This window comes from Sphaerisporangium sp. NPDC004334 (assembly GCF_053602655.1).
This window is the reverse complement of record NZ_JBSGDZ010000011.1, coordinates 1-24,023: the sequence shown is the minus strand read 5'-3', so window position 1 is coordinate 24,023 and position 24,023 is coordinate 1. Positions and strand designations below refer to the sequence as shown.

The 24,023-nt window shown below is 72.3% G+C and carries 19 protein-coding genes; 16 read left to right on the top strand and 3 right to left on the bottom strand.

What is annotated here, in order from left to right; translation table 11 throughout:
* Positions 1 to 66 precede the first annotated feature (66 nt).
* The 8 genes from ACWEN6_RS15630 to ACWEN6_RS15595 all read left to right on the top strand — a co-directional run bounded on the left by ACWEN6_RS15630 (position 67) and on the right by ACWEN6_RS15595 (position 10,484).
* A complete protein-coding gene (locus ACWEN6_RS15630) occupies positions 67 to 1,008 on the top strand; it encodes a sigma-70 family RNA polymerase sigma factor (RefSeq protein WP_452570810.1) in 942 nt (313 codons plus the stop codon).
* A 252-nt stretch (positions 1,009 to 1,260) separates the two neighbouring features.
* Entirely contained in the window at positions 1,261 to 2,574 is a 1,314-nt protein-coding gene (locus ACWEN6_RS15625; protein WP_354842128.1) for an ammonium transporter, read from the top strand.
* Positions 2,571 to 2,909: a P-II family nitrogen regulator gene (locus ACWEN6_RS15620; RefSeq protein ID WP_354842131.1), complete on the top strand. Its 339-nt coding sequence runs from the start codon at positions 2,571 to 2,573 to the stop codon at positions 2,907 to 2,909. Before ACWEN6_RS15625 ends, ACWEN6_RS15620 begins: the two co-directional genes overlap by 4 nt.
* Positions 2,910 to 2,916: 7 nt before the next feature.
* Positions 2,917 to 5,280, top strand: coding sequence for a [protein-PII] uridylyltransferase (locus ACWEN6_RS15615; protein ID WP_380826861.1), 2,364 nt, complete (start codon positions 2,917 to 2,919; stop codon positions 5,278 to 5,280).
* A gap of 169 nt (positions 5,281 to 5,449) precedes the next feature.
* A complete protein-coding gene (locus tag ACWEN6_RS15610) occupies positions 5,450 to 9,100 on the top strand; it encodes a nitrate- and nitrite sensing domain-containing protein (RefSeq protein ID WP_452570998.1) in 3,651 nt (1,216 codons plus the stop codon).
* Between the two features lie 31 nt (positions 9,101 to 9,131).
* Entirely contained in the window at positions 9,132 to 9,554 is a 423-nt protein-coding gene (locus ACWEN6_RS15605; RefSeq protein ID WP_380826859.1) for a roadblock/LC7 domain-containing protein, read from the top strand.
* A complete protein-coding gene (locus ACWEN6_RS15600) occupies positions 9,554 to 9,913 on the top strand; it encodes a DUF742 domain-containing protein (RefSeq protein WP_354842137.1) in 360 nt (119 codons plus the stop codon). The genes ACWEN6_RS15605 and ACWEN6_RS15600 overlap by 1 nt, the downstream gene beginning before the upstream one ends.
* Positions 9,914 to 9,926: 13 nt before the next feature.
* Positions 9,927 to 10,484 carry a GTP-binding protein gene (locus tag ACWEN6_RS15595; protein ID WP_354842381.1) on the top strand — a complete coding sequence of 186 codons (558 nt, stop codon included), beginning with the start codon at positions 9,927 to 9,929 and terminating at the stop codon, positions 10,482 to 10,484.
* 167 nt (positions 10,485 to 10,651) lie between these two features.
* Here the strand turns inward: ACWEN6_RS15595 and ACWEN6_RS15590 are convergent, their stop codons facing one another.
* Together ACWEN6_RS15590 and ACWEN6_RS15585 are read right to left on the bottom strand one after the other, a co-directional pair.
* Complete coding sequence (locus ACWEN6_RS15590) at positions 10,652 to 11,611, bottom strand: SIS domain-containing protein (protein ID WP_452570809.1); 960 nt, start codon at positions 11,609 to 11,611, stop codon at positions 10,652 to 10,654.
* On the bottom strand, positions 11,608 to 12,747 hold the full coding sequence (locus ACWEN6_RS15585) for a hypothetical protein (protein WP_452570808.1): 1,140 nt from the start codon (positions 12,745 to 12,747) through the stop codon (positions 11,608 to 11,610). The genes ACWEN6_RS15590 and ACWEN6_RS15585 overlap by 4 nt, the downstream gene beginning before the upstream one ends.
* Before the next feature lie 153 nt (positions 12,748 to 12,900).
* On the opposite strand from ACWEN6_RS15585, the gene ACWEN6_RS15580 reads away from it, so the two are divergent.
* The 4 genes from ACWEN6_RS15580 to ACWEN6_RS15565 are packed head-to-tail and all read left to right on the top strand — an operon-like array spanning position 12,901 to position 16,813.
* The gene (locus ACWEN6_RS15580) at positions 12,901 to 14,037 is read left to right on the top strand and encodes a polyamine ABC transporter substrate-binding protein (RefSeq protein WP_354929078.1); all 1,137 of its coding nucleotides are present in this window, start codon (positions 12,901 to 12,903) and stop codon (positions 14,035 to 14,037) included.
* A gap of 10 nt (positions 14,038 to 14,047) precedes the next feature.
* On the top strand, positions 14,048 to 14,986 hold the full coding sequence (locus tag ACWEN6_RS15575) for an ABC transporter permease (RefSeq protein WP_452570807.1): 939 nt from the start codon (positions 14,048 to 14,050) through the stop codon (positions 14,984 to 14,986).
* Positions 14,979 to 15,752: an ABC transporter permease gene (locus tag ACWEN6_RS15570; RefSeq protein ID WP_354842151.1), complete on the top strand. Its 774-nt coding sequence runs from the start codon at positions 14,979 to 14,981 to the stop codon at positions 15,750 to 15,752. Before ACWEN6_RS15575 ends, ACWEN6_RS15570 begins: the two co-directional genes overlap by 8 nt.
* Complete coding sequence (locus tag ACWEN6_RS15565) at positions 15,749 to 16,813, top strand: ABC transporter ATP-binding protein (RefSeq protein WP_452570806.1); 1,065 nt, start codon at positions 15,749 to 15,751, stop codon at positions 16,811 to 16,813. The genes ACWEN6_RS15570 and ACWEN6_RS15565 overlap by 4 nt, the downstream gene beginning before the upstream one ends.
* Before the next feature lie 47 nt (positions 16,814 to 16,860).
* On the opposite strand, the gene ACWEN6_RS15560 is transcribed toward ACWEN6_RS15565, so the two are convergent.
* Positions 16,861 to 17,475, bottom strand: a complete 615-nt coding sequence (locus ACWEN6_RS15560) for a TetR/AcrR family transcriptional regulator (protein ID WP_452570805.1) — start codon at positions 17,473 to 17,475, stop codon at positions 16,861 to 16,863.
* 133 nt (positions 17,476 to 17,608) lie between these two features.
* Between ACWEN6_RS15560 and ACWEN6_RS15555 the strand changes: the two genes are divergently transcribed.
* The 4 genes from ACWEN6_RS15555 to ACWEN6_RS15540 form a co-directional block, all read left to right on the top strand.
* The gene (locus ACWEN6_RS15555; RefSeq protein WP_452570804.1) at positions 17,609 to 18,892 is read left to right on the top strand and encodes a glycosyltransferase; all 1,284 of its coding nucleotides are present in this window, start codon (positions 17,609 to 17,611) and stop codon (positions 18,890 to 18,892) included.
* A 66-nt stretch (positions 18,893 to 18,958) separates the two neighbouring features.
* Positions 18,959 to 20,389 (top strand): aminobutyraldehyde dehydrogenase, encoded by a 1,431-nt coding sequence (locus ACWEN6_RS15550; protein ID WP_452570803.1) that lies wholly within the window; start codon positions 18,959 to 18,961, stop codon positions 20,387 to 20,389.
* Between the two features lie 309 nt (positions 20,390 to 20,698).
* Entirely contained in the window at positions 20,699 to 23,821 is a 3,123-nt protein-coding gene (locus ACWEN6_RS15545; protein WP_452570802.1) for a nitrate- and nitrite sensing domain-containing protein, read from the top strand.
* The coding region (locus ACWEN6_RS15540) for a roadblock/LC7 domain-containing protein (protein ID WP_452570801.1) at positions 23,818 to 24,023 on the top strand (206 nt) is incomplete at its 3' end. The genes ACWEN6_RS15545 and ACWEN6_RS15540, both read left to right, overlap by 4 nt.

The window sequence follows — 24,023 nt, the reverse complement described above, 5'->3', positions numbered from 1 at the left end:
GGACGGCCGGCACGACGGGCTCACCCGCACACCAGGGCGGGCGCGGCGAGACGAGGTGCCATCAGGATGGCAAGGCCGACGGGGAATCGGACGCAGGACCAGCAGGCCGCTGAGAGGGACCTGCTCGGCACCTACCTGGCCGAGATCGGGCGGGTGCCACTGCTCAGCGCGGACCAGGAGGTCGAGCTGGCCAAGCGCATCGAGGCGGGGCTGTTCGCCGAGCAACTGCTCGACAGCGGGGAGCCGGAGCCGAAGATCGCCGGCGCCCTCGACGAGGAGCTCGAACGGCTCGCGGTCTCGGGGCAGCGGGCCAAGGACGAGTTCATCCAGGCCAACCTCCGGCTCGTGGTGGCCGTCGCGCGCAAGTACTCCGGCAGGGGGATGCCGCTGATCGACCTGGTCCAGGAGGGGAACCTGGGCCTGGTCAGGGCCGTGGAGAAGTTCGACTACCGCCGGGGCTACAAGTTCTCGACCTACGCCACCTGGTGGATCCGCCAGTCGGTCGGCCGCGCCATCCACGAGCAGGCCCGGCCGGTACGCCTGCCCACCCACGCCGGTGAGCAGATGACCCGCCTGATGCGCGTGCGCCGCGACATGATGGCCGAGCTGGACGCCGAGCCGACCGACGCCGACCTCGCCGAGGTCCTCGACCTGCCGATCGAGCGGGTGCGCGAGCTGCGCCGCTGGGCCTCCGACCCGGTGTCGCTGCAGCTCGGCGTGGGCGACGAGGACGAGACGGAGCTCGGCGACATGATCGCCGACGACACCTGGGCCGACCCCGAGCAGCAGGCGATGGACACCCTCGAGCGCGAGCGCCTGGACGACTGGCTGCAGGGCCTGGAAGGCCGCACCCGCGAGATGTTGCGCTGGCGTTACGGCCTGGTCGACGGACGTGAGCACACCCTCACCGAGGTCGGCGAGCGGTACGGCATCGGCCGCGACCGCGCGCGGCGCATCGAGCGCGACGCGCTGGCCCGCCTGCGCAAGATGGCCCAGGCGGCCGCCTAGCCGCTCCCTGGAACACCCGACATCGGCGCGTCCTTTTGGGACGCGCCGATGTCGTTAAGGCGACCCTCCGAAACGTGGCCGAAACATCGATGTCGTGAGTTTCACGTACGTGAAACACGCCAGGTCCAGACCTGAAACGGCAGAAGAACACGCTTTCGCCCAACGTCAGTGTGCAGCCGGTCAATGAAGCCCTGGAGCGCCCACTGCGGGAGAAAACGGCCACACGCCATTTGTAAGGGAGGGTCGCATCGAATGAAGATCGATAGCGGCACCACAGCCTGGATGCTCGCGGCCACCGCGTTGGTGCTGCTGATGACTCCGGGCCTCGCGTTCTTCTACGGGGGCATGACCAGGGCCAAGAGCGTCCTGAACATGATGATGATGTCGTTCGTCAGCATCATCACGGTAACCATCGCCTGGGTCATCTACGGTCACTCGCTGGCGTTCGGCACGAACGGCAACGACTTCCTCAACAAGTTCGTCGGCGGGCTCAAGGAGGTCGGGCTGCAGAGCCTGGTCGACACCGCCACCAAGGACGACGGCACCGGCATGCCGAGCCTGGTGTTCTCCGCCTTCCAGCTCACCTTCGCCATCATCACCGTCGCGCTGATCAGCGGTGCGATCGCCGACCGGGCCAAGTTCGGCGCCTGGGTCGTCTTCTCCATCGTGTGGGCGACGATCGTGTACTTCCCGGTGGCCCACTGGGTCTGGGGCGGCGGCTGGCTGACCCAGCTCGGCATCGAGGACTTCGCCGGCGGCACGGTGGTCCACGTCAACGCCGGTGCGGCGGGTCTCGCGCTCGCCCTGGTGATCGGCAAGCGCAGCGGCTGGCGCAAGGACCCGATGCGTCCGCACAACCTGACCCTGGTGCTGCTGGGCGTCGGCCTGCTGTGGTTCGGCTGGTTCGGCTTCAACGCCGGCTCCGAGCTGGCCGTCGACGGCACCGCGGGCCTGGCCTTCATGAACACCCAGGTCGCGACGGCGGTCGCCGCCGGCGCCTGGATCCTGGTCGAGAAGCTCCGTGACGGGCACTCCACCACGCTGGGCGTGGCCTCCGGCGCCGTCGCCGGTCTGGTCGCCATCACCCCGGCCTGTGGTTTCGTCGACCCCTGGGCGGCGATCGTCATCGGCGCCATCGCCGGCGCGGTCTGCGCCTACGCCGTGGGCCTGAAGTACAAGCTCGGCTACGACGACTCGCTCGACGTGGTCGGCGTCCACCTGGTCGGCGGCGCGCTCGGCGCCATCTCCCTGGGCTTCCTCGCCGCCTACCCCTTCCTGGACCCGCAGGCCAAGGGTCTGTTCTACGGCGGAGGGTTCACCCAGCTCGGCCGCCAGATCCTGGGCCCGGTCGTCGTGGGCCTCTACTCCTTCATTCTCGCCTGGATCATCGGCAAGATCATTGACAAGACGATGGGCTTCAGGGTCACTGAAGAGGACGAGGTCACCGGCATCGACATCACCACCCACGCCGAGACCGGCTACGACCTCGGCTCCGTTCACGCCTCCGGCGTCGCCGCCAAGGTGAACGGCCCAGTCCCATCAGTGGCGAAGAAGGTAGACGCATGAGGCTCATCACAGCGGTGATCAAGCCCTTCAAGCTCGACGACGTCAAGGCCGCTCTCGAGCAGTTCGGGGTCAAGGGCATGACCGTCAGCGAGACCAGCGGTTACGGCCGGCAGCGCGGCCACACCGAGGTCTACCGCGGCGCCGAGTACCAGGTCGACCTGGTGCCCAAGGTGCGCGTCGAGGTGCTCACCGAGGAGGAGGACGCCGAGGACGTCATCGACGTCATCGTCAAGGCGGCGCAGACGGGCAAGATCGGCGACGGCAAGGTCTGGTCCGTGCCCGTGGAGACCGTGATCAGGGTCAGAACGGGAGAACGCGGACCGGAGGCCCTCTAACCGGATGATGAGAGGCGACGCTCGCTCATATGCCGCGGCCCGCAAGGAGCGGGCCGCGGACATCGACCGCTGGCTGGCCGACCTCTTCCGCACGGCGTATCCACAGCCGCACGGAGGACGCGAAGGCCGGATCGGGCTCGGGGGGGCCAAGAGCGGGTTCTCCTCCGGAGACGAACGCGGCGCCGGCATCTCCCTCGGGGGGACCGGCGCACCGTCCGCGGGGGCCGGCGCGGCCCTGACGGGCACCGGCATCGCGCTGGTGGCCGTCGGAAGCCTGGGCCGCGCCGAGTTGGCCCCCGGCAGTGACCTCGACCTGGTGCTGCTGCACAACGGGCAGGAGGACATCGGCCGCATCGCCGATCGCCTCTGGTACCCGATCTGGGACTCCGGCCTCGGGCTGGACCACTCGGTGCGCACCGTCGAGGAGGCCACCAAGGTGGCCCGCGAAGACCTCAAGGCGGTGCTCGGGCTGATCCAGGCCCGGCACATCGCCGGCGACCCCGAGCTGACGCGGGCCGCCCGCGAGGCCGTGCTGGCCGAGTGGCGCTCCGACTCCCGCCGCAGGCTGGCCGAACTGCACGAGTCGGCCGACAAGCGCGCCGAGTCCTCCGGCGAGCTGGCCTTCCTGCTCGAACCCGACCTCAGGGACTCCCGCGGGGGCCTGCGCGACGTGCAGGCCATGCAGGCCGTGGCCGCCGCGTGGGTGGCCTCCGCGCCAGGCCCGCGGGTCCGCGAGGCCTACGAGTTCCTCCTGGACGTGCGCCACGGGCTGCACCTGGTCACCGCCCGCGGCGCCGACCGCCTGGTGCTGCAGGAGCAGGACGCCGTGGCCGGGGCGCTCGGCCTGCTGGACGCCGAGGCCCTGATGCGCCGCATGGCCGAGGCGGGCCGCACGATCTCCCACGCCTTCGACGCCACCTGGCGCACCGTGGACCGCCTGCTGTCCGGGCCGGCCCCGCGCGGGCGGCGCCCGCTGGCCGACGGCGTGGTCGAGCACGGCGGGGAGGTCGTCCTCGCGCGCGGGATCAACCCCAAGAACGACCCCATCCTGGTGCTCAGGGCGGCGGCCGCCGCGGCCGAGGCCGGGCTGCCGATCGCCCCCGCCACCGTCTCGGTGCTCGCGGCCCAGTCGCCGCCGCTGCCGGTGCCCTGGCCCGACGAGGCCCGCGACGCGCTGGTCGCGCTGCTCGGCGCCGGGCGCGCGGCCGTGCCGGTGTGGGAGGAGCTCGACCAGGCCGGCGTCATCGTCCGGCTCATCCCCGACTGGGAGCGGGTGCGGCACCGCCCGCAGCGCAACCCCGTCCACCGCTTCACCGTCGACCGGCACCTCATCGAGGCGGCCACGGGCGCTGCGTCGTTCACCCGCGAGGTGTCCCGGCCCGACCTGCTGCTGATCTCCGCCCTGCTGCACGACATCGGCAAGGGCTGGCCGGGCGACCACTCGACCACCGGCGAGATCGTCGCCAGGGACATCGGCGCCCGCATGGGCCTGGTTCCCGCGGACGTCGACACGCTGGCCACCGTGGTGCGCCACCACCTGCTGCTGCCCGAGACCGCCACCCGCCGTGACCTCGACGACCCGGTGACGATCTCGCGGGTCGCCGAGGCGGTCGGCACCCGCGAGGTGCTGGAGCTGCTGGCCGCCCTCGCGGTCGCCGACGGCAACGCCACCGGACCGGCGGCCTGGAACACCTGGAAGGCGTCCCTGGTCTCCGAGCTGGTCCGCAAGGTGCGGTCGGCGCTGTCCGGCAGCCCGCCCGCGCCCGCGCCCTCGCTGTCGGCGCAGCAGGCATCGCTGGCCAGGCACGGCGGCGGCGCGGTGCGCGTCAACGGCGGCGCGGTCACCGTGGTCGCGCCGGACCGGCCAGGCCTGCTCTGGCGGGCGGCCGGCGTGCTGGCGGCGCACCGCATGGTCGTGCGCTCGGCCTCGGCCGCGTCGGCGTCCTCCACGGCGGTGATCGAGTTCGCGGTCATCCCCGAGTACGGCACGCCGCCCGACCCCGCCACCTTGGAGGCCGATCTGCGCCTGGTGCTGGCCGGGCGGCTCGACATCGAGCAGAGGCTGGCGCGGCGCACCCGGTCGGTGCGCCCGGCGCGGGTTCCGGTGGCCCCGCCGCGGGTCAGCCTGGTCGACGACGCCTCGCAGACGGCCACGGTCGTCGAGGTGCGGGCGCACGACCGTCCGGGACTGCTGTGGCGCATCGGGCGCGCCTTCGGCGAGTGCAACCTTGACGTGAGGGCGGCTCGCGTGGAGACTCTGGGCGCGGAAGCGGTGGACGTCTTCTACGTGGTCGACCGATCGGGGCAGCCCATCATGGACGCCGCGCAGCGGGTGCAGGTGCGCGAGCACGTGCTCGCCGCCCTGCGCTGAACCCGCAGGTCAGCCGACCAAGATCGCTCCCCGATTCATAACAATTACGTTGGGTGTGCCGGTTCGGTCCTCGGCAACGGTGACCTTGTGGTCGAATTGTCCCGGTTATGTCCTTATCAGCCATGCCGTCATCCATGCATGGAAGAGCGCAGGGGGTGGCGCGGTGAGCATGATGGATCCCGAGACCAAGGCGGCACACCCGGGGGCCCATCCGGAGGCCGGCACGGGCGCCAAGCGGCGCAGGCATGGGGGCGGGCAGGCCGGCCAGAGCGGCCCCGGCGGCCTGCACGGGGCACACGGCCAGCACAGCCAGCAGGGCCAGCACGGCCAGCACGGCCAGCACGGCCAGCGTGCCCGTCGCGGGCCGGGGCGCCTCGCGCCGCGCAACTGGCGGGTGCCCGCGCGCCTGACGGCGCTCATCCTGGTGCCCACGCTCGTCGGCGTCCTGCTGGCGGGTCTGCGCGTCGTGTCCTCGATCGACGGCGTCGCCGCCTACCAGCGCAACGCCGCCGAGGCCACGATCGCCGCTCATCTGCGCGAACTCAGCCTGCAACTGGGGTTGGAACGCGACAGGTCGGTCTGGTTCCAGACCACCCGCCAGCAGCGCGCCGCCCTGCTCGACCAGCGCGGCGCCGTCGACGCGGCGATGACGAAGGTGCGCGGCGACCTCGGCACGATCGACTCCGACTACGGCGTGCGCGCCGTCCAGGACGCCCAGCAGGTCAAGAACCGCCTGGACACCATGGCGGTCATCCGCAAGGGCGGCCAGGCGGCCAAGTACACCGACATCGTGTCCTCGCTGCTGCGGCTGCACGACGAGATCATCCAGAGCAGCGAGGACCCGCAGCTCGTCGGCGACCTGCGTGGCCTGAGCGCCCTCGCCCACGCCAAGGAAGAGGCCTCCCAGCAGCGCGGCACGCTCATCGGCACTCTGGCGCGCGGCCAGCGGTTCACCGCGGACAAGCTGGAGGACTTCATCGCCGCCCGGTCGCGGCAGAAGAGCGCCGTCGCCACCTTCAGCGGTGAGGCCGGGGCCGACAACGGCCGGCTGCTGTCGTCCACGCTCGTGGGCGAGCAGGCGATCAGGGCCGAGCTGACCAAGTCGTGGGCGATCGCCCTGGCCTCGCGAAACCTGCCGGTGCAGGCGAACGGGGCGCGCGGGCCCGCGGCGGTCAAGCAGTGGTTCGACGACAGCACCAAGACCATCGACCTGTTCCAGCGGGTGGAGAACCAGGTGGCCGCCACCGTGGCGGCCCGCGCCTCCGCGCTGGAGTCGGCCGAGCGCCGCAACGCGATCATCGCCGGGGTGCTCATCCTCGCCCTGATCCTGCTGGTGCTGGCCACCACGGTGCTCATCGCCCGCTCGCTGGTCCGCCCGCTGCGGCGCCTGCGCTCGGAGGCGCTGGAGATCGCCGGGTTCCGCCTGCCGGCCGTCGTGCGGCGCATGCGCGAGAGCGGCGACGTCGCCGAGGCCTCGGACGTCCAGCCGATCGTGGTGGGAACCAACGACGAGATCGGCGAGGTGGCGTCCGCCTTCGACGAGGTCCACCGGCAGGCCCTGCGGCTGGCCGCCGAGGAGTCCCAGCTCCGGGGCAACGTCAACGCGATGTTCGTCAACCTCTCGCGGCGGATCCAGACGCTCGTCGAGCGGCAGATCTCCCTCATCGACGGCCTGGAGCGCGGCGAGCAGGACGGCTCGCGCCTGGCCGACCTGTTCAAGCTGGACCACCTGGCCACCCGCATGCGGCGCAACAGTGAGAACCTGCTGGTCCTGGCCGGGCACGAGGCCGCGCGCAAGCGCAGCCAGCCCGCCAAGCTGGTGGACGTGGTCCGCGCGTCGCTGTCGGAGGTGGAGGACTACGAGCGCGTCAGCGTCAAGGTCCACCGCAACGCGGCCATCGCCGGGCACGCGGCCAACGACGTGGTCCACCTGGTCGCCGAGCTGGTCGAGAACGCCCTGGCCTTCTCGCCGGGCAACACCCGCGTGGTGGTGTCCAGCAGCATGATCGAGGGCGGCGGCGCGCTGCTGGCCGTCAGCGACTCCGGCATCGGCATGACCGTCGAGGAGATCACCGAGACCAACCGCAAGCTGGCCGACCCGCCGGTCGTGGACGTCTCGGTGTCGCGCCGCATGGGCCTGTTCGTGGTCGGCCGCCTGGCCTTGCGCCACGACATCCGCGTGCAGCTTCGGCGCGGCGACGCCGCGGGCCTCATCGCCATGGTCCTGTTCCCGCCGCAGCTCATCTCGGTGTCCGCCGGGCGCGGGCCGGTGCTCCCGCAGCGCGGCGCGGCGCAGGAGACCCCCTCGCCCGCGTTCGGCGGCTCCGACCTGGCGGCCAACGGCGCCTATGGCGGTGGCGAGCCGTTCGCCGCCTTCAACGGGCGCGGCGCCCAGCCCGCCGCCGGCGCCGGCCCGCTCACGAACGGCGCCACGCCGCCGCCGAACGGCGGCGGGCCCACCCCGGCGCCGAACGGCACCGGGCCGTACTCCTCGCAGAGCCCGTTCCAGCCGTTCCGCACCGGCGCGGGCGCGGCGCCGGTGGGCGGTGACACCCCGGCGTCCGGGTCGCGCCTGAGCGCCTTCGGCGGCCCCGCGCCCGCCGCCGCCCCCGGAGGCGCCGGACCGGTCCCCGCCGGCCCCGGACGCGGGCAGGGCGCGCGGGACGACGAACCGATCTTCGGGGCCGTGCGCGGTGAGGAAGGCCCCTTCGGCGCCGGCAGGGGCGACGAGGCGGGGTTCGGTCCCGTGGGCCCTTCCACGGGGCCCTCCGGGCCGTCCGGACCCGTCACGCCGCCCGTGTGGCCCACCGAACCTGCGGGCTCCACCGAGCACGCGGGCCCGTCCACCGATTCCTCCGGCCGCTTCGCCGCCTCGGCCGGTCCGTCCACCGGCGCCGCGGGCACTTCCGTCGGTCCCGCGACCGGTCCCGCCGGTTCCGCGGGGCCGTTCGGGGGGCCGTCCGGTCCGTCCGCCGGGCTGCCCGTGCGCGCGCCCGGCCAGTACACCCAGGCCGACCCGCCGACCGCGCCCTTCTCGCCCGGCCTCCCGCCCGCTGACGCCTCCGGGCCGCGGACGGGCGCCGGCGCCTCCAGCGCGCACGCGGGCGCGGCGGGCCCGCGCACCGGCCCCCTGGAGCCGGACACCGGCCCCGCCGGGCCGAGCGGCCCGCGCACCGGCCCGTCCGGCCCGTCCGGCCCGTCTGGTCCGGCCGGTCCGCGGACGGCGCCGCCGGTGCCCGCCGAGTCGCTACTGGAGCATGGCGACGAGTTCCTGCCGATCTTCGCCGCCGTCGAGTCGGCGTGGTTCCGCCGTCCCGACCCGCACGAGATCGCCGCCGCCCGGGGTCAGGCCCCGGACGGCCAGGCAGCGGACGCGGAGACGGCTCGCCCCGAGGACGTCGAGGAGCCGGTCGGCTACGCCGAGCAGGAGTCCGGGACGTGGGAGCCCGAGGCGCGCGAGCCCGAGCGCCGGGAGGCCGGGCTGCGTGAAACCAGGCTGCGTGAAACCGGGCCGCCCGCCGCGGGCGCGGCGGCGTGGGGCTCCACGGCCGACTCCGGATGGCAGGCCGCCGACGCTGTGAAGGAGCCCTCCCTGGGCGGCGTCACCGCCGCGGGCTTGCCGAAGCGGACGCCGAAGGCCAACCTTGTCCCGGGATCGGTCGCCGGTCCGTCCGCTCCGGCGGCCGCGGCTCCGCTCCCGTCGCCGCAGGTGTCCGCCGAGCAGGTGCGTGCCAGGATGTCGCGGTTCCAGCAGGGCATCCAGCGCGGCCGCGCCGACATCACCGAGGCGTCCCGCACCACCGACAACGACAACCCCTGACCACTTGACGCGGCACTGATGAGGAGGGCTCGTGATTGACCTGAGTCACGAGGCACGCAGGTTCGACTGGCTGATCACGGAGTTCGTCAGCGGGACACCGGGCGTGGCGCACGCGGTCGTCGTCTCGGCCGACGGACTGCGGCTGGCCAACTCCGAGGGGTTCCCGCCGGACCGGGCCGACCAGCTCGCCGCGGTGGCCGCCGGCCTGCTGAGCCTGACGGTGGGCGCGTCCCGCGTGTTCGACGGCGGCGGTGTGACCCAGACCGTCGTCGAGATGCAGTACGGCATCATGCTGGTCATGGCGATCAGCGACGGCTCCTGCCTGGCCGTGCTGGCCTCCCCCGACTGTGACATGGGCCTGGTGGCCTACCAGATGACGCTGCTGGTGGAGCGCGCCGGGCAGGTGCTGACGCCCGCGCTGCGCGCCGAGTTGCAGACCTCCAGGATCCGGTGATGCTCGAGGGTGACGGGACCGAGGACGAGCCCCTCTTCCGTCCGTACGCCGTCACCGGGGGCCGTGCCGAGCCGAGCTACCACCTCGCGATGGAAACTCTGGTCTCATCGGCCCCCATAATGGGCGATGATTTGTCCCTGCTCACTCCCGAGCAAGAAGCGATCATCGTGCTCTGCCACTCCGTGCGTTCGGTCGCCGAGATCTCCGCGCTGCTGCGGGTGCCGCTCGGCGTGGCCCGCGTGCTGATCGCGGACATGGCCGACGAAGGTCTGGTACGCCTGCATCTGCCGCGGCTCAACCAGGGACAACCAGACCACAACCTGCTTGAAAGGGTTCTCAGTGGACTTCGCAGGCTCTAGCCGCGGCCCGGCGCTGACGTCGACGAAGATCGTCGTCGCGGGCGGGTTCGGCGTCGGCAAGACCACCTTCGTTGGAGCGGTGTCGGAGATCCTCCCGCTGACCACCGAGGCGGTCATGACCGACGCCAGCGCGGGCATCGACGACCTGGGTCTGACTCCGCACAAGACCACGACCACGGTGGCGATGGACTTCGGCCGGCTCTCGCTGGACCAGGACCTCATCCTGTACCTGTTCGGCACGCCGGGGCAGCACCGATTCTGGTTCATGTGGGACGACCTGGTGCGCGGCGCCATCGGCGCCGTCGTGCTGGTCGACACCCGCCGTCTGGCCGACTGCTTCCCGGCGATCGACTACTTCGAAGAGGCCGGGTTGCCCTTCGTGGTGGGCATCAACGGCTGGGACGGGCACTACCCGCACGTCGAGCAGGAGGTGCGCGAGGCGCTCACGCTCGCCCCGCACATCCCGATCGTCCGGACCGACGCCCGCTCGCGAGACGCCGTGAAGTCCACCCTGATCACCCTCGTCGAGTACGTCCTGACCCTCAGATCGGCCTACGGCCGCACCAGTTAGTCCGCCGTCCAGGAACGTTCACCGGCTCGGGCGCCGCAGCGGGCGCCGGCATCGCCGCACCGCGCCCCGCCGGCCCGGCGCCTTTCATCTCCAGCACACGGCGGGTGAAGAGCCGCTCCCGGTGGACGTAGGTGGGTCACCGCATCAGCGGCCGAGCGGCCGGGGTGTCAGGCGGCTGAGCCGGACCACCAGGTCGCGGCGACCAGTTCGGCGACGAGGGTTTCGGTGAGCAGGGCGACGTCGGGGTCGTCGTCACCTGTGTACCTGAGCGGGTGCGCGCCCTCCACCGCGCCGCCGACGGCGAGCACGGCCGAGCCCCGCTGCCGCACCCACTCCATGGCCTGGCCGTCGTAACGCGAGCCGGGGAACAGGATGGCGCGGTAGTCGAGGGTCTTGGTGAGGTACACGTCCACGTGGGCCCAGTCGCCGGTCTCGCACGCGTCGGCCGGCCGGCGCGGCCCCTCGCGGACCATCAGCGCCGACTGCTCGGCCGAGGACAGCCGCTCGGCGGGAGCGATGGCGTAGACGCCGTGCGGCCCGTCGAGCAGGGTCAGCGCGTCGGCCAGCCAGACGCCGCGGCGGTCCAGCAGGTCGGCGTTCGCCTCCGCGGCCCGGCGCACCAGGCCGGGGACGTCGGCCTTGACCCCGGTCAGCCTGGCCTGGAGCGCGAGCAGCAGCGCCAGCGTGTGCTGGAAGGTGCGGCAGGAGACCCCGCCGCGCTCCTCGCCCGCCGCCATGTCCACCACCAGGTCGGCCCCCTCGGTGACCGGGGAGCCCGCGGTGTTGGTGAGGGCCAGGACGGTGGAGCGCCCGCGATGGCGGGCGAGGGCGTCCAGGGTCTCCCGGCTGCCACCGGTCGCCGAGATGGCGACGACCAGCGTGTCGCGCGACGGCGGGTGCCCGAGCGCGGCCGAGGCGTACTCGGCGACCGCGTCCACCCCGGCCGCGCGCAGCCGCAGCGCCGCGACCCCGGCGGCGTAGCGCGAGCTGCCCATGCCGAGGAAGACCACCCGCCGCACCTCCCGCGGGATGTCCTCGAACGGGTCGCGTTCCTCCAGCGTGGCGGCCAAGGCCGCGAGCGCGGCGGGCTTGGCTCCCAGGTCGGCCAGGAACAGTTCGGGGTTCACGCGGTCTCCTCGGTGCGGTGCGGGAAGCGGGCGCGCAGGACGCCCATGGGGGCGTAGCGCCAACGGGGGAGGTGCAGGGCGGCGTAGATCAGCTCGCGGCACTCCTGCTCGATCTCGAACGGGCCGAGCAGCGACTCCTCCAGCAGTTCCGGCCTGCCGCGGGCGGCCAGGCCTTCACGGTAGGCGGTCAGCAGGACGGCACGCGCCTCGGCGGCCCAGACCAGTGCCCGCGCCGGGTCGGCGCCGCGCCGCAGGATCGCCACCTGCGCCACGTGTTCCAGGCTCGTCCCGAGCTGGGCCAGGTCGCGGGCGGCGGGTTGGAACGGGTCGGCGCCGGTCACGGTCGGGTTGCCGTCGAAGTCGATGACGGCGTACCCCTCGCGCCAGCGCAGCGTCTGGCCGACGTGCAGGTCGCCGTGGATGCGGATGAGCGGGGTGCCGGCCGCCCTGCCGAGCCCGCGCAGGCCGGCGGCCAGCTCGGAGGCGTGCCGGGCCAGCCAGGCGCCGTCCTCGCCGCAGGTCAGCTCGAGCGCCCGCGCCAGGGCGTCGCGGGCGCGGGCCGCCCACCCGCCCTCCGCGTCCCCGTCCGCGACCCGGACCGGCTCGGGGAAGGCGGAGGAGGGGGTGGCCATCGCGGCGTGCAGGCCGGCGGCCAGCCGGCCGAGGTCGGCGGCGAAGGCGGTGCGCCCGGCCACCGCCTCCTCCACGCACCACTCCCACCCGTCGGCGGCCTCGGGCAGGTAGGCGGTGACCAGGGCGACCAGCGTCTCGGCCCCGCCGGCGGAGCGCCCGGTCAGCGCCGCGTAGGGCAGGGCGGTCGCGGTGAAGCCGACCGAGGTGAGGTGGGCGAACATCTGGGGCGCGGGCTGGGGGAGCGGCGGGGGCGGCGTGAGCCACTTGACCACCACCCGTTCGCCCACGACCACCGAGTTGTTGGTCTGGTCGACGTCGAACCCGCGCTCGTGCGCCGTGGCCCGCACCGGCGGCAGGGGATGGAAGCGCACGACCGCCTGGCCGCCGGGCGGGTCGTCGCCGCGCGACAGGGCCGCGACGAGCGCCGCCGTGGCGCCGTCCCCGGCGGTCGGCGTTCTCTCCGGCGACGGCGGGCCGTCAGGTTCTGTTGAACTCGGATTCAACTCGGCAACCAAACTACGAGCTAACAATGTCCGGGAAAGTCTTGCTCATGTTGATATTCGCTGCAACACTCCTGCTTTGGTCTGCCGTGCGAAGGTCAGGCACCGCGGTCTTTCTCGTACCACAGAACCTTGAGAACCTAAGGAGTAGCGGCCGTGTCCCGAACCCGGTACACCCGTCATCTTCCGGCTGCGGCGGTCGCCGCCGGTCTTGTGCTCGCCCTCGCGGCGTGTGGCGGTGGCAGCTCGACGAGCGCCGACGGCGCCGCGCCGAGCGCGGCGGCCGACGAGCTCAACCCCAACGCCGATCTGAGCAAGCAGTCGCTCACCATCACCATCTGGGACGGCTACAGCCCGAAGGACCTGCCCCAGCAGGTGGAGCAGAAGCTGAAGTTCCCGCTCAAGATCGCTATCCACGACACCAACGAGACGGCGATGGCCAAGCTGACGGCCGGCGCCGACAGCGGCGTCGACGTGGCGTTCGTCTCGGGCCAGTACGCGCAGGCGCTCAACGAGCAGGGCCTGCTCGAACCGCTGCACCCCGAGCTGATCCCGAACCTGGCCAACCTCTACCCCGAGGCCTCCCAGCTCTCCTTCGACAAGGGCACCAAGTTCTCGGTGCCCTACACCTGGGGCACGACGGGCATCTGCTACCGCACCGACATGGTGAAGACCCCGCCCACGAGTTGGAACGATCTTTTGAACCCGGCTCCCGACCTCAAGGGCAAGGTCACGATGATGACCACCGAGCGCTGGCTGGCGCTCCCCGCCCTGAAGGCCATGGGCGCCTCCATCAACACCACCGACGACAAGCAGCTCGCCCAGGCCAAGGACATGCTCCTTAAGGCCAAGCAGGCCGGCATGCTCTACGACGACACGACCTTCGGCGCCAAGCTCGACAAGGGTGAGGCCGCGCTGGTGGAGGCGTGGGACGGCTGGTGCCCGACCACCAACCCGAAGATCAAGTTCGTGGTGCCCAAGGAGGGAAGCGACCTCTGGTCGGACACCATGGTGATCATGAAGACCTCCAAGAACAAGGAGGCCGCCCACGCGTTCATCAACTTCATCCTCGACCCGCTCGTCCACAGCTGGGTGGCCGAGAACATCCTCTACAAGGTGCCGAACAAGGCCGCCATGGACCTGGTCGCCAAGAACGACAAGAAGCTCATGCAGGACAACGCGCCGCTGCAGATGACCCCGGCGGAGCTGCTGAAGGGCGAGTCGATCGTCGACCTCGGCGAGGCGTCGACCAAGTACACCCGTCTCGCCACCGAGATCTCCGCCAACCAGTGACGGTTTCGCGTTGACCACCGAGCACGACATCGCGCGTCCCGGCGCGGCGCCCCGCCCCTCCACAGGGCGGGCGCCGCGCCGTTCGCGCGCCCTCGGCGGGGCCGCCGCGCGCCTGGCGTTCCTCGGCCCCGGCCTCGGCTACCTGATCGTCCTGCTGCTCGTCCCGCTGGCACTGATCCTGAGCTACACGGTGTTCCGGCGCGGGCGGTTCGGCGGGGTGGTGTACGAGGCGACGGCCGAGAACTTCGTCCGCCTGTTCGACCCCCTCTACTTCGACATCGTCGTCGGCTCGGTGAAGACCGCGACGCTGACGACGCTGGCCGCGCTGCTGATCGGCTACCCCACGGCGTACGTGATCGCCGGGCTGCCGCGCCGCTGGAAGACGCTGGCGCTGGTCGCCATCGTCCTGCCGTTCTGGACCAACTTCCTCATCCGCGTCTACGCCTGGGTGATCCTGCTCAGCGGGCCCGGCCTGGTGAACAAGGCCCTCACCGGCATCGGCCTCATCGACGAGCCCCTGCGGCTGCTCTACAACCAGGGCACGATCGTCACCGGACTGCTGTACTCCTACCTGCCGCTGATGATCCTGCCGCTCTACGCGGCGATCGAACGGCTGGACCCGCAACTGCGTGAGGCGTCGGCCAACCTCGGGGCGCGGCCCGCGCGCACGTTCTGGTCGGTGACGCTGCCGCTCACCGTGCCGGGTGTGCTGACCGGGTGCGTCTTCGTGTTCGTGCCGTGCCTGGGCAACTTCGTGATCCCCGAGATCCTCGGCGGCGGGCGCTCGATCATGGTGGGCAATCTGATCAGGGACCAGTTCCTCAAGGCGCGCGACTGGCCGTTCGGCTCCACCCTCGCCCTGGCGGTGATCGCGGTGCTCGTCCTGCTGCTGTTCCTGCAGGCGTGGGCCTCGCGCGCGTACGGCGGGACGGAGGGCCGTCGTGCCTAGGCGCCGCCTGATCTACGTGCCCTTCTGGGCCACCTACGTGTTCCTCTACACGCCGATCGTCGTGCTGGTGGTGATGTCGTTCAACTCCGGCAAGTCGCCGTACGTCTTCCAGGGCGTCAGCCTGAAGTGGTACGGCGAGCTGGCCGCGGACGCGACGGTCCGGCAGGGGCTGGTCAACACGCTGATCGTCGCGGCCGGCACCACGGTGCTGTCCACGGTGCTCGGCACCCTGCTCGCGGTGGGAATGGCCCGCCACACCCGCTCGCGGCTGCTGGACGCCCTCGGGCTGCTGCCGGCGGTGCTGCCCGACCTGGTGCTCGCCATCGGGCTGCTGGTGTTCTACTCCACGGTGCGGATGACCCTCGGCCTGCACTCGGTGATCCTCGCCCACACCGTGTTCGGCATGGCCTTCGTCGCCGCGGTCGTGCGCACCCGGCTCACCCACGCCGACACCTCGCTGGAGGAGGCCTCCCGCGACCTCGGCGCCTCGCCGCTGACCACGTTCACGCGCATCACCCTGCCCACCCTGGCGCCGGGCATCGCCGCCGGGGCGCTGCTGGCGTTCACGCTGTCCATCGACGAGTTCGTGATCGCCTTCTTCACCGCGGCCCCGACCGAGCCGACCCTGCCCATCGTGATCTACTCGATGGTGCGCTTCGGGGTCACCCCTGAGATCAACGCGCTGGCGACGATCCTGCTCGCGGTGAGCTTCACCGTGGTCATCGTCGCCCAGCGGATGACCCGACTGACGGAGTCCCTGTCTTGAGCGCTGTAACCGACACTCCTGCCGTGCCGCGGACGCTGGTGGGCATCGAGGGCGTCTCCCGGCGGTTCGGCGCGGTCGCCGCCCTCGACGAGGTGTCACTGGACATCCGCCAGGGCGAGTTCTTCGCCCTGCTCGGCCCGAGCGGGTGCGGCAAGACCACGCTGCTGCGCATCCTGGCCGGGTTCGAGTCGCCGGACGCCGGCGCCGTCACGCTGGACGGCGCCGACCTGCTTGCGCTGCCGGCCCACCGCCGCCCGGTCAACCTGATGTTCCAGTCCTACGCGCTGTTCCCGCACATGAGCGTCGCCAGGAACATCGCCTACGGACTGGAGCGCGAGAAGCTGCCTCGCGCCGAGGTCAGGACCCGGGTGGCGGAGGTGCTCGCCACCGTCGGCCTCACCGAGCAGGCCGCCCGCCGCCCCCACCAGCTCTCGGGGGGCCAGCGGCAGCGGGTCGCGCTCGCCCGGGCCATCGTCAAGCGTCCCCGCCTGCTCCTGCTGGACGAGCCGCTGTCCGCGCTGGACAAGAAGGTGCGCGCCGAGATGCAGCTGGAGCTCAAGCGCCTGCAGCACGAGGTCGGCATCACCTTCGTCGTGGTCACCCACGACCAGGAGGAGGCGATGTCGCTGGCCGACCGCATCGCCGTCATGCAGGACGGCCGCGTCCAGCAGGTGGACGCGCCGGTGCGGCTGTACGAGCGCCCGGCGACGCCGTTCGTCGCGGGGTTCATCGGCGCCAACAACCTCTTCGAGGGCACGGTCGCCGGCGGCGGCCTGTCGGTCGCGGGCCTCGGCACGCTGCCCGCGCGAGGCGGCTTCGCCGCGGGCGCGCCGGCGCTGCTCGGCGTGCGCCCGGAGTCGGTCCGCCTGGGTGAGAACGGCATCCTCACCGGGGTGGTGGCGGATGTGAGCTTCTACGGGGGCGTGTCGCACATCGCGGTGCGGGTGCCCGGCCACGACCGGCCCATCCTGGTCGCGGCGCAGGGCCCGAGCCAGGTGCGGGCCGGAGCCGAGGTGGGCCTCGGCTGGTCGCCGGACGACGCCGTGCTGATCGCCGGATGAGCCCGGTGACCCACGTGAGCCCGTGGCGGGGGCGGCCGCCGCGGGACTCAGGGAGCGGCGGGCGCCAGCTCGTTGCCGGTGACGGTCCTGGCGTAGCTCATGATGAGCTCGGCCGCCTCGGCGGGGCCGATGACCGGATGGCGCGCGGTGATGCGGTAGCCGTAGGCGTCCTCGAGCGCGACGAGGTTCCTCGCGATCGTCAGCGCGTCGCCGACCAGGGTGAACACCCCGAGCGCCGCCCCGGTGTCCAGGATCGACTGGTACATCGCCACCTGGCGGTCGTACAGGGTGGTCAGCAGCACGGCGTACACCCTGTTGCGCGCCGCCGCGCCGCCCAGCTCGTTGAGCAGCCGCACCCCCGGGTCGTCCGGCCCCACCGGCAGCCCGGAGCGGATGGTGACCACGAGCTTCTGCGCGGGGTCGGTGCACTGGGCGACGCGCTTGACGCGCAGCTCGTAGAAGCGCTCCATGCCGGCGTGGTGGGCCTCCACCAGCAGCTCGCTCAGGTCGGGGTAGTGATAGAGCACCGCGCCCGACGTCAGCCCGGCCTCCTCGGCGACGTGGTTGAGATGGACCCCCTGGGTGCCGTGACGCAGGATCGCCCGGCGGGCGGCCTCGATGAGGTCGACCCGCCGGTCCGCACGGCTCTTGCGCGAGCTCATACCAGCCTCCCTGTGCCCCGTTGTTGAACCTGGAGTCTAAAGCCCAGCACCGCCTTCAGACCATGAAAACCCGGCTGTTGACCCACCTACCCGTCAAGCATTTGAATCAGTCTTCAAAACCGATGGAGTACCGATGGCCACCATTCTGTTCATGCCGGAGAGCGCCTACGGGCCGACGAACAACTGCGTCGGCATCGGCGACATCCTGCGCCGCCGCGGCCACCGCGTGGTGTTCGCGGCCGAGGCGTCGTGGAAGGGCAAGCTGACCGCGCTCGGCTTCGAGGAGGACCTGGTCGACCTGGCCCCGCCGGCGGAGGAGGAGCAGGACGCGGGCCAGTTCTGGAAGGACTTCATCCGCGACACCGCGCCCGAGTACCGCAAGTCCACCCGCGAACAGCTCGAGACCGTCACCAAGCCGATCTGGGACGCCCTCATCGACGGCGTGAAGTACTGCGAGCCGCGGTTGAAGGCGATCATCGAGCGGGTGCGGCCCGACGTCATCGTCGAGGACAACGTCATCACCTTCCCCGCGCTGCTGACGGCCGGCAAGCCGTTCGTGCGCATCGTCTCGTGCAACCCGCTGGAGGTGAAGGGCGAGGACGTGCCGCCGGTGTTCAGCGGCCTGCCCTCCGGCGACCGCGCCGAGTGGGAGGCGTTCCGCGCCGAGTACGACCGCACCCACCGCGACGTCTGGGCGGCGTTCAACGAGTGGGTCGTGGAGCAGGGCGCCCCCGCGCTGCCCGAGCTCGAGTTCATCCACGAGGGCGATCTGAACCTCTACGTCTTCCCCGAGATCGCCGACTACACCGGCGCGCGCCCGCTCGGCCCGTCCTGGCACCGCCTGGACTCCTCGGTGCGCGAGACCGACGAGCCGTTCGAGGTGCCGGCCTCCCTGGCGGGCGGGGAGGGGGCGCTGGTCTACTTCTCCCTCGGCTCGCTGGGCTCGGCCGACGTCGAGCTGATGCAGCGCGTCATCGACGTGCTGGCCACCACGCCGCACCGGTACATCGTCTCCATGGGCCCGCTGCACGAGGAGATCAAGCTGGGCGGCAACATGTGGGGCGCGGAGTTCGTGCCGCAGACCAAGATCATTCCGCTGGTCGACCTGGTGATCACGCACGGCGGCAACAACACCACCACCGAGGCGCTGCACTTCGGCAAGCCGATGATCCTGCTCCCGCTGTTCTGGGACCAGTACGACAACGCCCAGCGCATCGACGAGCTGGGGTACGGCGTGCGCCTGTCCACCTACGCCTTCGCCGACCAGGAATTGGTCGCGGCCCTGGACCGGCTGCTCGGCGACACCGCGCTGCGTGCCCGCCTGGCCGAGGCCGGCGAGGAGATCCGCCGCCGCGACGGCCTGCGCAGGGCCGCCGACCTGATCGAGGCGACGGCCGCGCCCGCGGCCTCCGCCTGACGTTCCACCCGCCGGCCCCGCCCCGCGCCGTGCGCGGGCCGGCGGCCTCGCCGGAGAGAGAAGCACATGAACCACACCCCCATCGACCCCGCCACCGGAGCGCCGCTGGCCACGGTGCCCGACAGCTCCCCCGAGCAGGTGGCGGGCGCCGTGCGCGCGGCGCGGGAGGCCTACCAGCAGTGGTCGCAGGCCACGCCCGCGGAGCGCTCGCGGGTCCTGCTGCGCCTGGCCGACCTGGTGGAGGCCGACGCCGAGGAGCTGACGCGGCTGGAGGTGGCGCAGACCGGCAAGCCCGCCGCCGTCTTCCGGGACGGCGAGCTGCCGTTCGCGGTGGACAACCTGCGCTTCTTCGCCGGGGCGGCCAGGTCGCTGGACGGGACGGGCGCGGGCGTGCTGAGCGCCGGCTACACCTCGGTGCTGGTGCGCCGCCCGGTCGGCGTGGTCGCCTCCATCGCGCCGTGGAACTTCCCGCTGGTGATGGCGGTGTGGAAGATCGGCCCCGCGCTGGCCGCGGGCAACGGGGTGGTGATCAAGCCGGCGCCGCAGACCCCCGGCACGACGCTGCGCCTGGTGGAGCTGGCCGCCAAGGCGGGCCTGCCGGACGGGCTGCTGCGGGCCGTCACCGGCGACGCCGAGGTGGGAGAGGCCCTGACCGGCGACCCGGGCGTGGACATGATCAGCGTGACGGGCTCGACGGCGACCGGCCGCTCGGTGATGCGGGCCGCGGCCGGCGACCCGGCGGGCGGGCGCTCCGGCCTCAAGCGGGTGCACCTGGAGCTCGGAGGAAAAGCGCCGGCGCTGGTGTTCGGCGACGCCGACCTGGCCGAGATGGCCAGGGGCGTCGCCATGGGCGCCACCTACAACACCGGGCAGGACTGCACGGCGGCGACGCGCGTCTACGTGGAGCGTGAAGTCCACGACAAGGCGGTCGAGGCGCTGCGCGAGACCCTGGCCGCGATCGCCGCCGGCGACCCGTGGGACCCCTGGACCGACATCGGGCCGCTGATCTCGGCCGGGCACCGCGAGCGCGTGCACGGGTTCGTCCGGCGGGCCGTGGCGGGCGGGGCCCGCGTGGTGACCGGCGGCGCGGTGCCGGAGGGCCGGGGGTTCTTCTACCCGCCCACGCTGATCACCGGAGCCGCCCAGGACAGCGAGGTCGTCCAGGGGGAGATATTCGGTCCGGTGGTCGTCGTGCTGCCGTTCTCCGGCGAGGACCAGGCCGTGCGGCTGGCCAACGACACCCCCTACGGCCTGGCGTCCTCGGTGTGGTCGCGTGACGTGGCGAGGGCCCTTCGGGTGTCGCACCGGTTGGATGTGGGTGTCACCTGGGTGAACGATCATCTTCCGATCGCCTCGGAGGCGCCGCACGGCGGGGTGAAGGGCAGCGGCTTCGGCAAGGACATGAGCCAGGAAGCGGTGCAGGAGTACTCCGTCACGAGGCACCTCATGATCAAACACGCGCCGTCCGAGACTCGTGAGGGCTTCCGTCCCGCATAGTTACGGAAGCGAGTCGACGGTTTTATCCCTAGAAGTACCAGTTTGAGTTGATTGTCCATACATGTTCTGTTGGCCGATCTGGTAGGGGTGTGCTGCAATTACCATCGCCTGATGGATGTCTCGGACGTCTCATGCGCCTCGCGCGTGACGTACCCCCCTGCACGCCAGGCTCGGTGAGAGGTTGCGAAATCAGTGAGGAACCCAGAACCCCGGGGCAACCCGGGGCGAAATGACCGTGTGGAGCGGTCCGAGCCGGCCATGACGGGCACTCCGAAGACGGGAAGCCGTCTGAGGCTGAAGAACTGGCGTGTGCGGTCCCGCCTGATCGCCCTCATCATCGTCCCGACGATCGTCGGCGTCATCCTCGGCGCGGTGCAGCTCACCAACGCCGTCGGAAACTCCGCCGAGTACAGCCGCCTCAGCGAGGTGGCCGCGCTCGTGCAGAAGATCGACGTCCTGGTGCACGAGGTCGACCGCGAGCGCGACCTCACCGCCTGGTACCTCGCCGAGGGACGCCGCCAGGCGCGCCTGAAGAAGGTGCGCGCCCAGCAGGCCGTCGTGGACCGCGCCAGAGAGCCCGTGCTCGCCGCGGTGTCGGCGCTGGACGACACCCACACCGCCCGTGTCCGCGCCGAGGCCGCGCAGATCCGCAGATGGCTGGAAGGCCTGCCGGGCCTGCGCACCCGTATCGCCGCCGGCGTGCCCTCGCGAGCGGCGCTCGGCATCTACTCCAGCCTCATCAACGTCCTCACCTCCATGCAGGGCGAACTGGGCGCCTCCGGCAAGGACCAGCGCCTGTTCGGTGACACCATCGCCCTCGGCGCGCTGAGCCGCGCCAAGGAAGAGGTCTCGCGCCAGCGCGGCCTGATGACGGTCGGGCTCACCACCCTGGGCACCCTGGGCGGCGGCTTCGACTACGACGACTTCGTCGACTTCCCCGGCTCCTGGAGCCGTCAACAGAGCGAGACCGCGACGTTCCTGTCCGAGGCCCAGCCCGCCGACGTCAAGTTCTACAACGACACCGTCCGCGGGCAGCAGATCGACAAGGCCGACTGGATGCGCGCCCTGGCGCTGGCGCAGCTGCGCCAGTTCAAGGAGATCCAGGACCTCGACCCGATCCGCCGCGACGACACCACCATCTGGTACACCTCCACCAGCGCCGTCGCCGACCGCATGCGCAAGGTCGAGGAGCGGCTGGTGGACTCGGTCGTCCAGCAGAGCCAGGCGCTCCAGCAGGAGGCCGGGCGGCAGGCGTTCATCTCCGGCGCCGTCATCATCCTCCTGCTGCTGCTGGTCCTCATCATCACCGCCGTGGTCGCCAGCTCGCTGACCCGCCCGCTGCGCCGCCTGCGCGCCGAGGCTTTGGAGATCGCCGGCAGCCGCCTCCCGCAGACCGTCCAGCGGCTGCGCGAGAGCGGCGACACCGCCCCGGCCGCCGACGTCGTGCCCATCGGCGTCAACTCCAGGGACGAGATGGGAGAGGTCGCCCGGGCCTTCGACGAGGTCCACCGCGAGGCGATCCGGCTGGCGGGCGACGAGGCCCGCCTGCGCAGCAACGTCAACGCCATGTTCGTCAACCTCTCCCGGCGCAGCCAGACCCTCGTCGAGCGCCAGCTCAGTCTCATCGAGGGCCTGGAGCAGGGCGAGGAGGACGAGACCCGGCTCGGCAACCTGTTCAAGCTGGACCACCTGGCCACCCGTATGCGGCGCAACAGCGAGAACCTGCTGGTCCTCGCCGGTCAGGAGACCGCGCGCAAGTGGAGCGACCCGGTGCCGCTGGTCGACGTCTGCCGCGCCTCGCTGTCGGAGGTGGAGGGCTACGAGCGCGTCGACGTGCGCGTCCAGTCGGCCACCGCGGTCACCGGCCAGGCCGTCAACGACGTCGTCCACCTGATCGCCGAGCTGGTCGAGAACGCCGTCTCCTTCTCCCCGCGCGACACCAAGGTCGTCATCACCAGCAACCGCGTCGACGGCGGCGGGGTGATGGTGTCGGTCAGCGACACCGGCATCGGCATGACCGCCGAGGAGGCCGCCGAGGCCAACTGGCGCCTTGCCAACCCGCCGGTCGTGGACGTCTCGGTGTCGCGCCGCATGGGCCTGTTCGTGGTCGGCCGCCTCGCGCTGCGCCACAACATCAAGGTGCAGCTGCGCCAGCAGGACGGCGGCGGGCTCACCGCGATGGTGATGATCCCCGAGTCGCTCCTGTCGGTCCCCGGCGGGCCGCGGATCCCCGGCGCGCCCGCCGAGACCGTCGCCGGCCAGTTCGGCGCCACGACGCAGGCCGCCTCGTTCGGTGCGGGAGGCTTCCCGGCCCCGGCCGGCTTCGAGACACCCGCCTCGCGCGGGATGCGCGCGCCGGTCTTCGGAGCCGACGACCCCGGGGTGGCCGCGGCCCCCGGTCCGCAGAAGCGCGGGCCGTTCGAGCGCGGGCCGTTCGAGCGCGACCCCTTCGAGCGTCCCCCGCTGCCCACGCGCGACCCGTTCGAGCGCCCGCCGGCGGGGCAGGGCAGCGCGTTCGCCGCCACGCCGTCGCCCGGCGACCGCGGGCCGTTCGACCGGGACCCGGCCTCCATGGACGACCTGTTCGACCGCTACTTCGACCCCAACCCGCCGATCGACACCCCCTGGCCGGCCGACGTGCCGGCTCCCGGCACCACCGGCGAGGGCGCGGCCCCCTGGTCGTCGGACCTGGCCGACCAGGACACCGCCTCATGGCCGGCCGTCCCCTCGGGGCCCGGCGGGATGACCGGGCCGCTGACCGGAGGCGGGCCGGTGACCGGCGGTCCTGGCGGCCCCGTCACGGGCGGCCCCGTCACGGGCGGCTCCGTCACGGGCGGCCCGGCCGGCCCGATCACCGGCGGGGCGGCCGAGGCCCCGAGGCGCGGCTTCGGGGCGATCCCCGACGACCACACCGGCCCGCTGCCGGTGGTCCACACCTCGGCCCTCGACGACGGGCCGGAGGAGTTCCTGCCGATCTTCGCGGCGGTCGAGTCCGACTGGTTCCGCCGCACCGACCTGGAGCCGGCCCCGCGCGAGAGCGCGCCCGGACTCCCGCAGGAGCCGGCGCTCCCGATGGAGCGCGAGGCCGAGCAGGCCGTCGTCGTGCAGCCGGCCGAGGGCAGAGGCTGGTCCTCGCCCGCCGACGCCGGCTGGCAGGCCGCCCGGGCGGCCAGCGATCCCTCTCTGGGAGGCGTCACCCCCTCCGGGCTCCCCAAGAGGGTGCCCAAGGCGAACCTGGTGCCGGGGTCGGCCGACCCAGGGCCCTCGGTCTTCACCCCGCAGCCCTCGCTGTCGCCCGACCGGGTGCGCAGCCGCCTGTCGAGCTTCCAGCAAGGCGTGCGGAAGGGGCGGGCCGTCGCCCGCGGCGAGAGCGAGCAGAACGACGACTTTGCCCCCAACTGGAACGTTGACCGCAACAAGGAGGACTCGTGAGGGAGCTGAGCCAGGCCGCCCGTGGAGTCAACTGGCTTATCACAGACTTTGTGAACAATGTCCCCGGTGTGGCGCACACGGTGGTCGTGTCGGCCGACGGGTTGCCGCTGGCCTACTCGGAGGGGTTCCCCAAGGACCGGGCCGACCAGCTCGCGGCGGTGGCCGCGGGTCTGATCAGCCTGACCCAGGGCGCCTCCCGGGT